This window comes from Pseudoalteromonas rubra, assembly GCF_005886805.2.
Classification (GTDB): Bacteria; Pseudomonadota; Gammaproteobacteria; order Enterobacterales; family Alteromonadaceae; genus Pseudoalteromonas; species Pseudoalteromonas rubra_D.
Genome location: NZ_CP045429.1, coordinates 3777309 through 3788523 on the forward strand (window position 1 = coordinate 3777309; position 11215 = coordinate 3788523).

General features: G+C 48.4%; 9 protein-coding genes. 1 reads left to right on the forward strand and 8 read right to left on the reverse strand.

Annotated features, from left to right (window positions below; genetic code table 11):
• The first annotated feature begins 343 nt into the window (after window positions 1-343).
• Complete coding sequence (locus CWC22_RS16185) at window positions 344-2200, forward strand: cation:proton antiporter (RefSeq protein WP_138538727.1); 1857 nt, start codon at window positions 344-346, stop codon at window positions 2198-2200.
• A 12-nt stretch (window positions 2201-2212) separates the two neighbouring features.
• Here the strand turns inward: CWC22_RS16185 and CWC22_RS16190 are convergent, their stop codons facing one another.
• The 8 genes from CWC22_RS16190 to mutL form a co-directional block, all read right to left on the reverse strand.
• Window positions 2213-2827 (reverse strand): tetratricopeptide repeat protein, encoded by a 615-nt coding sequence (locus CWC22_RS16190; protein ID WP_125560755.1) that lies wholly within the window; start codon window positions 2825-2827, stop codon window positions 2213-2215.
• 149 nt (window positions 2828-2976) lie between these two features.
• Window positions 2977-4293, reverse strand: a complete 1317-nt coding sequence (locus tag CWC22_RS16195) for an adenylosuccinate synthase (protein WP_010383986.1) — start codon at window positions 4291-4293, stop codon at window positions 2977-2979.
• Window positions 4294-4542: 249 nt separating this feature from the next.
• Entirely contained in the window at window positions 4543-5421 is an 879-nt protein-coding gene (gene hflC, locus CWC22_RS16200) for a protease modulator HflC (protein WP_010383983.1), read from the reverse strand.
• A 5-nt stretch (window positions 5422-5426) separates the two neighbouring features.
• On the reverse strand, window positions 5427-6590 hold the full coding sequence (hflK, locus tag CWC22_RS16205) for an FtsH protease activity modulator HflK (RefSeq protein WP_010383980.1): 1164 nt from the start codon (window positions 6588-6590) through the stop codon (window positions 5427-5429).
• Between the two features lie 91 nt (window positions 6591-6681).
• Window positions 6682-7971 carry a ribosome rescue GTPase HflX gene (gene hflX, locus CWC22_RS16210; protein WP_125560759.1) on the reverse strand — a complete coding sequence of 430 codons (1290 nt, stop codon included), beginning with the start codon at window positions 7969-7971 and terminating at the stop codon, window positions 6682-6684.
• Between the two features lie 31 nt (window positions 7972-8002).
• Window positions 8003-8266, reverse strand: a complete 264-nt coding sequence (hfq, locus tag CWC22_RS16215) for an RNA chaperone Hfq (RefSeq protein WP_125560761.1) — start codon at window positions 8264-8266, stop codon at window positions 8003-8005.
• A 78-nt stretch (window positions 8267-8344) separates the two neighbouring features.
• A complete protein-coding gene (gene miaA / locus CWC22_RS16220; protein ID WP_138538726.1) occupies window positions 8345-9262 on the reverse strand; it encodes a tRNA (adenosine(37)-N6)-dimethylallyltransferase MiaA in 918 nt (305 codons plus the stop codon).
• Window positions 9263-9322: 60 nt separating this feature from the next.
• On the reverse strand, window positions 9323-11215 hold the full coding sequence (gene mutL, locus CWC22_RS16225; protein WP_138538725.1) for a DNA mismatch repair endonuclease MutL: 1893 nt from the start codon (window positions 11213-11215) through the stop codon (window positions 9323-9325).

The following is an 11215-nucleotide window of genomic DNA, read 5'->3' on the forward strand; positions in this document are numbered from 1 at the left end:
GTGGCAAAAAAGGCCTGATCGCAATGAATAATTGCGCACATGAGTAGATTGATGATGGGCGCGTAGCCCGCTCGAATAAACGCTTATTACCTTAACGCAGATGACAGGGGCATTGCAACCCTTGCAGATATAGGTGCTTTATGGTCGCCATAAGTGTAATTGATAGTCTATAAATATCACCATATTATGACCAAAAATCAGCGTCACTTATTGGATGGACACACTGTAAAAAAAGTCATGCTTGTTGCTATTTCGAGCAGAACTAACACTTTATTTGTTGTTTGACTGTGCTATAACCAAGCAAACACTATAATTACATTTACCCCAACTTGTGGGAGCAGCTATGTCAGCTATTTATATTGCCGGGATTGCATTATTTTCTGTTTTAGCCCAATGGCTTGCCTGGATTTGCCGGGTACCGGCTATTTTGTTTTTACTGCTTACGGGTCTGTTGCTTGGCCCTATTTCTGGTCAGCTACAACCGGATCAACTGCTTGGCGATCTGCTGTTTCCTGTCGTCTCCCTGTCTGTTGCCATTATCTTATTTGAGGGGGCGTTGACGTTACACTTTCATGAGCTTAAAGGGATAGGGAAAGTCGTCAGAAACTTATGCTCCATAGGTATGCTCACCACATTTACTATTCTCACCGCCAGCGCTATTTGGCTGTTAGAACTGGACTGGCGAGTGGCAGCGGTATTGGGCGCAGTACTGGTGGTTACAGGCCCCACTGTGATAGCCCCCATGCTCAATGCCATGCGGCCACAAAAAGACATTGATCGGATCCTGCGCTGGGAAGGGATTGTCATTGACCCCATAGGTGCACTCTTTGCCGTCTTGGTATTTGAAGCCGTCAATCAGGTGGGTGAGGCCGCCGTATTTAGTCATACCATGCTGGCATTGTTTTCAACGCTGGGTGTAGGCACCTCAGTGGGCATTGTCGCAGGCTGGCTCACGACGACTATCATTCGGCGCGAGTGGCTCCCCTATGAGCTGCATAAGTTTGGTATCCTGGCATTGGTGCTGTTCAGCTTTACTCTGGCGAACCATCTGAGCCACGAATCTGGCCTGCTAGCCGTAACCATTTTTGGCATCTGGCTTGCCAATCAGGACGACCTGGAAATTGATTCGGTACTTGAGTTCAAAGAAGATTTATCTATGATCCTGATCTCCAGTCTGTTCATTCTGCTCGCTGCACGACTGCAACTGGAAGACCTCATGCTACTGGATAGCGACGTGTTCATCTTTCTGGCCATTGTGTTGTTTGTGGCCCGGCCCCTGAGTATCGCAGTATCCACTTTTGGTAGTGATCTACCACTGCGCTCCCGGCTGATACTTGCCTGGATCGCGCCGCGCGGCATAGTGGCAGCGGCAGTCGGCTCCGTATTCGCATTGAGTATGATGCAATCAGGTTATCCCGACGCCAACAAAATGGTGCCGCTGATCTTTATGGTGATCATCGTCACCGTCATCTTACAAAGCCTGACAGCAACCCCCCTGGCACGCCTGCTCAAAGTTCGCCAGCCCGCGCCCAACACCTTATTACTCATAGGGGCGAACCATGTATCACGCGCCATCGCCAAAGGACTCACAGAACAAAATGTCGATGTTTACCTGTCTGATCCAGCGTGGGAAAACTGTAAAATGGCACGGATGGACGGACTGCCCTGTTACTATGGTAACCCGCAATCCGAGCACGCGGAGCGTTACCTGCCCCTGACCAGCCTGAAATCAGTCATGGCACTGTCTCCCAACCGTCATCATAATGCGCTTGGTGTGCAGTATTTTTCGCATCTGCTGGGCGAACAGAATGTCTTTTCTCTCAAATCCTCAACCAACCATGCCAAAGCAAATAAAGACAGTGCCACTTTCTTATCTCGTCAGTTGCTGTTTGGCGATGAAGGTAACTATGCCAAACTAAGCAGCATGATGGCCAAGGGTGGCAAAGTTAGCGCAACCAGGCTGTCAGAGGAGTTCACCTGGTCGCAATATCAGGAAGTAAATAAAGAAGCCATTCCACTGTTTATCATTGGAGAAGCCGGTAAAAACGATGATGGTTTGCCCGTGCGCCCATTTACGCCGGATATGAAAAATGCGCCAAGCAGCGGGGAGCGCGTACTGGCACTGCAACCTCCCAAGCTGTCGGTACTCAGAGATCCGGCGCAAAAAGAAGCGCCTATAGGAGAAAAGCTCGGCGACTAAAGCGCTTTAGCTTTACATAGGTAGCCGGGCACGCTTTACGACGCTGTCCGGCATTTTCTGCGCCAGCAATGCGAGCGCGGTTTCGATGCGCTTATGCAACTTTTTATCAGCAACGGCCGCATGGAATAGCCAGCGATAGGCATCCTCATAATCCCGGGGGCTGCCATAGCCTTTATTAAACAGGTCGACCAGACGTAATTGAGCTTTTAAATTACCCAACACGGAAGCCTCACGCAAATAAGTGATCGCCATACGCTTATCCATCTGCACCAGTTTACCCAGGTCATAATAGCGACCAAGTTGTTCCAGCGCCGGCGCTAACCCCTGCTCAGCAGCCTTACGCATATAATATAAGCCAAGTTCCACATTGCGCTCTACACATACCGCGTAGGCCAGCATATCGCCATACAGAAACTGATAGGAGGGCAGCGCCATTATTTCGGCGCGGGCTTCAATATCCTGAACCAGCTGACATTCGTCGTCTTTCACGCGCTTCAGATGCGCATTACGGCTGATCAATTCCAGTAACTCTGCCTGACTGTATAAGGGGACAGCCTCTATCGCCTCTTCACTTTGAGAGTAAGGGCTAAAAAGTAAGCAAGTGCTTACAATTAGCGCAGATATCATACTTAGATGCTTGTTCATATTCGATACGTACCAATGACACACTGAGATTAATTATACAATAAATGTGCCACAGCGCAGGCTTGGAAGATATGACGCGGTGTTGCAGACATAAAAAAAGCTGCCGTAGCAGCTTTTTTTATTTTCAATGCTTATTCGCCGAATGGGTTGCGAACAATCATAGTTTCAACGCGGTCCGGGCCGGTTGAAATGATGTCGATTGGCACACCAGTCAGTTCTTCAAGACGCTTGATGTAGTTAACAGCGGCTTCTGGCAGCGCTTCAACCGTCGTTGCACCAAAGGTGTTTTCTGACCAGCCAGGCATCTCTTCGTAGACTGGCGTGACTTTCTCGTAGCCTTCAGCAGCCAGAGGTGTCACGTTCGTTACCGTGCCATCTTCCAACTGGTAACCAGTACAGATCTTGATAGTCTCAAGACCATCCAGTACATCCAGTTTAGTCAGACAGAAACCTGAAATGCTGTTGATTTGGATTGCACGACGCATTGCCACGGCATCAAACCAACCAGTACGACGCAAACGACCTGTGGTAGCACCAAACTCGTGGCCTTTCTCACCAAGGTGTTTACCAACTGGATCTTGCTTGTCCTGACCGTCGTAAAGCTCTGTCGGGAACGGGCCTGAACCAACACGCGTGGTGTAAGCTTTTACGATACCCAGTACATAGTCCAGGTGCAAAGGACCAAAACCAGCACCAGTCGCAACACCACCGGCTGTGGTATTAGACGAGGTGACATAAGGGTATGTACCATGGTCGATATCAAGCAGGGTGCCTTGAGCGCCTTCAAACAGGATATTGTCGCCCTTCAGACGCGTTTGATCCAACAGCTCGGTTACGTCGACAACCATAGACTTCAGGATTTGAGCAATTTCCATTGCTTCATCATAGGTCTTCTGGAAGTCAACTGGATCTACTTTGTAGTAGTTAACCAGGCTGAAGTTATGGTACTCAAGCACTTCTTTGAGCTTAGCTGCAAACTGTTCAGGGTTGAACAAATCGCCAACACGCAGGCCACGACGCGCTACTTTGTCTTCATAAGCAGGGCCGATACCACGTCCAGTTGTACCGATTGCTTTGTTACCACGTGCCAATTCACGCGCCTGATCCAAAGCAACATGGTAAGGCAAGATCAACGGACAAGCTTCACTGATCAACAAACGTTCACGAACTGGTACGCCACGCTCTTCCAGCATGCGTACTTCTTTCATTAGCGCGTCTGGTGCCAATACCACACCGTTACCGATAATACATTTTACGTTATCACGCAAAATGCCTGACGGGATAAGGTGCAGAACGGTTTTTTCACCGTTGATCACCAGTGTGTGGCCCGCATTATGTCCGCCCTGATAGCGAACAACCAAAGAAGCCTTATCTGTCAGCAGGTCTACAACCTTACCTTTACCTTCGTCACCCCACTGGGTGCCCAATACAACGACGTTTTTACCCATTGCAAAATCACTTAGAAAAAATTAGGCGCAGATTTTATCAGAAAAGCCCGTTCAAAACACCCCATTACGGCTATTTTTTCCGCACTCGCCGGGATCCTGATGAATTTAGACGGTTTTCTTTATCTCATCTGATCAGAGTGATGTCACCAACAACGGGAAATAGAAATCACTAAAATGTAAAAAACCCCGCTACTGCGAGGTTTTTTATACCACCTGACACCAGGTCAGTGATGTCAACCGAAGATGGGCTTATTCACCTTTTTTGTTCTTCATGTAATCAAAGAACTCACTGTCTGGTGACAATACCATGACATCACCTTTGCTGGTGAAGGTATTTTTATATGCTTCCAGCGAGCGAACAAATCCGAAGAACTCCGGATCTTTGTTGTAGGCGTCAGCATAAATTTTCGCAGCCTGCGCATCACCCTGACCACGTACGGCACGTGCATTACGTTCCGCATCTGCCAGCATAACCGTTACTCGGCGGTCAACTTCAGCACGAATGATTTCAGCCTTTTCCTGACCTTCTGAGCGGTGCTCTTTGGCAACAGCTGTACGTTCAGCACGCATCCGCTGGAAAATAGAGTTACTAACTTCATTCGGCAGGTTAATTTGCTTCACGCGCACGTCCAGTACTTCAATACCCAGTTCCTGGGCACTTTCAGATGCCTGTACCAGTGCTTCTTCCATCAGCTCACTACGCTCACCCGAAACGATTTCCTTAATGGTACGCGAACCGAAGTTGGTTCTCAGACCATTGTTCACTTTCTGCTTCAACAGAGTTTCAGCGTACTGTTTATCACCTCTGGCACGCAGATAGTAAGCGGAGAAATCGTTCACACGCCACTTTACGAATGAATCAACGATCAGGTCTTTTTTCTCGCTGGTCACGAACCGGTCTGGCGCACCATCGAGCGTCTGAATACGTGCATCAATACGACGTACCTGACTGAAGAATGGCACCTTCAGGTGCAGACCCGGCTCATAAACCACAGCGTTATCCTGGCTGTCTTTTTGTACTTTACTGAACAGTAAAACAATGGCGCGCTGCCCTTCTGTGACAACAAACACCGATGAGAAAGCCAAAAATGCGGCAATGATCAATCCTACGACAGTCATGTTTTTCATATCAGTTACCTCCCACCATTGTTAAAACGGTCACGTGAAAAACGATCATCACTGCTGTTAACTGTGCTGTTGCGTGACTGACCTAGTGATTGACGTAGCTGATTGATGTCATTCTGGCTCGGTAAGGTGACCTGAGAGCCCGGCTTACCTTGCTGCATAATTTTATCTAACGGCAGATACATCATGTTATTACCGCCTTTTACATCAACCAGTACTTTAGAGCTGTTACCCAGCACTTGTTCCATGGTTTCGATGTACAGACGCTCACGCGTAACCTGCTTGGCAGCCTGATACTCCGGCAGCAGTTTTTCAAAGCGCTCAACCTCACCCTGTGCTTCCAGTGTGATACGCTCTTTGTAACCTTCAGCCTCCTGAGTCATACGCGTTACCTGACCACGAGCACGAGGCTCAATTTCTCTTGCATAGGCTTCTGCTTCACGAATGAAACGTTCTTCATCTTCCTGTGCTGCGATAGCGTCATCGAACGCATCTTTAACTTCTGCAGGTGGACGTGAGTCTTTAAAGTTCACATCGGTAACGATAATGCCCAGATTATAAGGTTCGATGATTTTGGTTAGCTCATCCCAGGTGCGCTGACGCACTAACTCACGACCTGTGGTTAAGACCTGGTCCATGCGAGAGTGACCGACAACATAACGCAATGCACTATCAAGTGCTTGCTGCAAGCTGTGATCAGCATCGGTTACGCTGAAGCGATACAAAGTCGGATCAACCACTCGATACTGTACTTCAAACTCGACACTTACCACGTTTTCGTCTTCGGTCAGCATAAAGCCGGATGCTGACAGTGAGCGAACCGCTTCAATATCAATGGGGATAACACGCTCAATGAAAGTCATTTTCCAGCGCAGGCCCGGCTCGGCGATACGGTTAAATTCACCGAATTGCAGCACGATGCCACGTTCGGCTTCTTTCACTGTGTAAATACCGCTCAGTGCCCAAACAACAAAAGCAATCAGCAGCACAAATACCGTACCGGCACCGCCGATACCACCGCCTTTGCCTGGCTTACCGCCAAACATACCGCCAAACTTGTTGTTGAATTTGCGGAATACCTCGTCTAAGTCAGGTGGCCCCTGATCACGACCGCCGCGGTTCTTCCACGGGTCGTTATCATTGCCATTATTACCCGGTTCGTTCCAGGCCATAGCTATACTCCATTGTTATAAAATGAATTAATCTAAATCTAACAAAAAACACAGAGATCTAATAGAGAAATGCGTGCGATATGCGGCTTTTTCAATCCCCAACCACAAATTGCTCTATTTCTTGCCCCTGCTCTTTCTTTAACCTTTCCCAGTCAGCCTGCGGCAGTCTGATATCCAACAGCCAATTTCCGGCCTCATCATAAGACTCGCCATTGACCGCATTGAGGTTGAACAAAGCGCCACGTAACTTGCCAAATGCCGGCGGTACAATGAGCTTATGAGCAAAAATCTTCTTCGCCAACAACTCTGAAATTGCCTGTTCAAGCAACTCACTGCCTTCACCAGTGTGGGCCGATAACCAAACGCGCACCGGAACACCTTGCTCATCTCTGTCTATTTTAGGGTTGATCTCGTCAACCAGATCAATTTTGTTGTAAACCAACAGTTGAGGAATTTCATCGGCGTCAATTTCTTTGAGGACCGATTGTACCTCTTCTATATTTTCTTTTCTTCTCTGATCTGCCACATCCACAACATGCAGCTGCAAATCTGCTTCTCGTGTTTCTGTCAGAGTAGCTTTAAATGCGGCAACCAGGTCGTGAGGTAAATGACGTATAAATCCAACTGTATCGGCAAAGATCACCGGCCCAACATCCGCTATCTCTAGCTTTCTTAGTGTTGGATCCAAAGTCGCAAAGAGCTGATCAGCCGCATACACATCTGCATGTGTCACATGGTTAAATAAGGTCGACTTTCCCGCGTTGGTATAGCCAACCAGCGACACCGTCGGAATTTCATTACGACTGCGGGCACGACGCCCTTGCTCGCGCACTGTTGCTACCTTTTCGAGTCGTTTACGGATACTTTTAATCCGCTCTCTGAGTAACCGTCGGTCAGTTTCCAGCTGAGTTTCACCCGGCCCACGCAAGCCTATCCCGCCTTTTTGTCTTTCAAGGTGAGTCCAGCCGCGGATCAGGCGAGTTGAAATATGCCGTAGCTGCGCCAATTCAACCTGCAATTTACCTTCGTGGGTACGTGCACGTTGAGCAAAAATATCTAAAATTAAGGTCGTTCTATCTAATACACGACAACGGCAGACACGCTCTAAGTTGCGCTCTTGAGAGGGACTGAGTTGATGATTAAAGATGATGACATCTGCATTGTGAGTTCTGACAATCTCAGCGATTTCTTCTGCTTTCCCCGTCCCGACAAATAATTTCGGGTGAGGCGCCTGACGGCTGCCTTGCACAACCGTCAAACAACTAACACCAGCAGAAGACACTAGCATTTCCAGCTCGCGAAGATCTTCTCGATCTCCTTCATTCGGAAACTCTATATGTACTAAGACTGCCTGTTCGCCGGCTTCATAACGGTCAAACAAGCATTACGCTCCTACTATCGACTAAAAACGATTAAAAGTTACCATCTTCGCCATGATCTGCACTGTCATTACCTTGAGTGTTCTGGAAATTTACAGCACGAGCAGGCACCACAGTGGAAATGGCATGTTTGTAAACCATTTGATTTACAGTGTTTTCAAGCAAGATGACGAACTGATCAAAGGACTGGATCTTGCCTTGTAATTTGATACCGTTAACTAAAAAGATGGAAACGGGAATGCGCTCACGACGTAAGACATTCAAAAATGGGTCTTGTAACGATTGGCCTTTTGCCATGTTCTTATCCTTCGTTCTAGGTGTTATTATGTTGAGATAGTTGAAGTAATCTGAATAAAAAGATTGCCCCAACCTCTATTAGCTTAGCGAACTTAATACACGTTGCAAGTTTTCTTGCCCGTCGGTTTCAAGCCAGGTGACATCTGGCCAACTACGTAACCAGGTTAATTGGCGCTTCGCTAACTGCCTGGTTGCTGCGATCCCTTTGAAGAGCATTTCTTCATAATCGCACTCACCAGCCAAATGCTCCCACATCTGCCGATACCCCACACAACGAATGGAAGGCAAATCTGGATGCAAATCATCTCGCTGATATAAGGCCAAAACTTCGTTTTTAAAGCCCTGATCCAGCATTATTTTAAATCTTTTTTCTATCCTTTCGTGCAGTATCTTACGATCCTTCGGAGCAATTGCAAACTGGTGAAACTGATAAGGCAAAGGCGCTTGTTTGGCTTTTTGCAATTCCGTCATCGTTTTGCCTGTCAGACGATAGACTTCCAGCGCTCTATTAATCCGCTGTGAGTCGTTTTCACTGATTTTGCTCGCCGCTTGTGGGTCTATCTCCGTCAGCTGCGCGTGTAAAGCAGGCCAGCCCTGTGCGTTTGCCTCTTTTTCCAGTGTTTCGCGCACTTTTGGACAGGCTTCCGGTAAGGGTGACAACCCCTCGATCAGCCCTTTAAAGTACATCATAGTACCACCAACCAACACAGGCACTTTACCTTGCTGGTGCAAACGATCGATACAGGCAATGGCATCACGTCGAAAATCTGCAACAGAATAACTCTCAGCCGGATCCAGTATATCAATCAGGTGATGCGGCGCCATGGCCTGCTCAGCAGCATCAGGCTTCGCAGTACCTATGTCCATACCTTTATAGACCAGTGCAGAGTCCACACTGATAATCTCACTGTTTAATTGTTGACAGAGCTCAATGGCCAACGCGGTTTTACCGGCGGCGGTTGGCCCCATCAAGGTAATAACGGGTTTTGCTTGCACGCTGTTTCTCTACTGCTGTTGGTGCTGCAACCGTTCAGCGGTTGCAGACAGGACAAGAACTCACCGTTCTTGTTGGGACAAGCTTGATAACTTGCTTTGATCTATTGTAACCGCTTTTGCCTCAATTTGAGCACAGCTTCTGCCATTTTTTATGATTTTTTCTGCCACTGCCGCAAAGTGTTGCGAATAAAAATATCCTGCGGGGGTGGTTACTTGTAGCCAGTTTAACCAGGCATCCAGTGTCTGCTCCTTCATTGCGCAAACACTCAGTACCTTTTCAAGGCACTGTGGCACGTCCAGGCTGTATAAACTTAGCGGCAGCTTTTTAATCATCACATAACGCTCATGTGCCTGAATAGCAAAGCCCAATAATGTCAGCCAGGATTCCTGCGCTACCACGCTCGTAATTTCCTCCGCACTGAGGTTAACGCGCACCGGCAACAACAAGGCTTTGCCCTGTAAGGTACCATCTTGCTCAATTTGCGCCTGCCAGGCCTCAATCAGACCATCTCGACAGTGCCCCAGCCTGAGCTCACCTTCCTGAGTAAAAAGCACGGCTCCTTCAGCCAAGACAAGAAAACGGGTTACTTCTGTGCGCTGTGGTTTTATCTGCTCGTCTACCACAGGTGCCAGCTGCGGCATATCAGCAACCGTAGCCATCCCCTGATATAGCTCGTTTACATTAACTTGCCGGGACTTAGCAGAGCCTGAACTGTTGCTGCTTTTCGCACCACTACGATAACCTGGGTTGGCCGTAAACGCTGCGGAGCCAGCTCCTGAAACAGGAGCCCGAGCGCTATCTTGCACCGATCCATAGTCACTCTGTAACGGCGAGCGATATGCCTGGTGTTGACGTGTATCCTGTAAAGTAAACTGTTCAGACACCGACGGGCTGAGGGGTTCTTGAGCGTCATTTATAACATTGGTCGCCAGCTGAGGCTCGGCCACCGGTAAAGGTAATTCCGGGGACTCACTGAGCACCACCTGTTTCACAGCCTGTACGATAAAGTCATGGATCAGCCGGGCCTGATGAAAGCGCACTTCATGCTTAGCCGGATGTACATTGACATCAACCTGAGTGGGATCCAACTCCAGATAAATCACAAACCCGGGTGTATCAACGGCCCCAGCGGTTTCTTCAAACGCTTGTCGAATAGCATGCAAAATGAGCTTATCTCGCATCATGCGGCCATTCACGTAAGTGTACTGAGTTTGATTACTGCTGCCCACTGGCAGGACCCAGCCATACAACTTCAGGCCATCATGGCCAGACTCAACAAAACTTGCTTGTTGTGCAAAGATTTTACCGGCAACCTGAGCAACTCGCTCTACGCTGTATGGATCAGGCCGGGCACGAAACTGTCTGATCACTTTCTGGTTATGAGTGAGCGTCAAAGCCAGGTCAAAGCGACTCAATGCAATGCGTTTGATCAGCTCATCAATATGGCTGAATTCAGTTTTTTCAGTACGCAAAAACTTACGCCTCGCCGGCGTATTAAAGAACAGATCCTTCACTTCAATAGTGGTGCCATTGGGGTGTGCTGTTGGTTGGATCTGAACCGTCATATCACGACCCTCGGCAAATGCCTGCCAAGCCGTTTCCTGCTCTGCTGGCTTGGAGCTCAGAGTTAGCCGCGATACCGAGCTGATTGAAGCGAGGGCTTCACCACGAAACCCCAGTGAAGCAATACACTCCAGGTCGTCCAGAGTTTTCAGCTTACTGGTTGCGTGACGGGACAACGCCAAAGTCAATTCATCTTTGACGATTCCAGCACCATTATCCCGGATCCGGATCAGTTTATGGCCGCCACGCTCTATGTCTATCTGAATGCGTGTCGCACCGGCATCAATGCTGTTTTCAACCAGCTCTTTGACCACTGACGCGGGACGCTCAACCACCTCACCCGCAGCTATCTGGTTGGCCAGCCTGGCTGGTAAAATTTCAATGCTCAC

Bases quoted from the DNA above. Each gene is read 5' to 3' on its own strand.
- CWC22_RS16185 (WP_138538727.1), top strand. From the start codon at position 344: ATGTCAGCTATTTATATTGCCGGGATTGCATTATTTTCTGTTTTAGCC.
- CWC22_RS16190 (WP_125560755.1), bottom strand. From the start codon at position 2,827: ATGATATCTGCGCTAATTGTAAGCACTTGCTTACTTTTTAGCCCTTAC.
- CWC22_RS16195 (WP_010383986.1), bottom strand. From the start codon at position 4,293: ATGGGTAAAAACGTCGTTGTATTGGGCACCCAGTGGGGTGACGAAGGT.
- hflC (WP_010383983.1), bottom strand. From the start codon at position 5,421: ATGAAAAACATGACTGTCGTAGGATTGATCATTGCCGCATTTTTGGCT.
- hflK (WP_010383980.1), bottom strand. From the start codon at position 6,590: ATGGCCTGGAACGAACCGGGTAATAATGGCAATGATAACGACCCGTGG.
- hfq (WP_125560761.1), bottom strand. From the start codon at position 8,266: ATGGCAAAAGGCCAATCGTTACAAGACCCATTTTTGAATGTCTTACGT.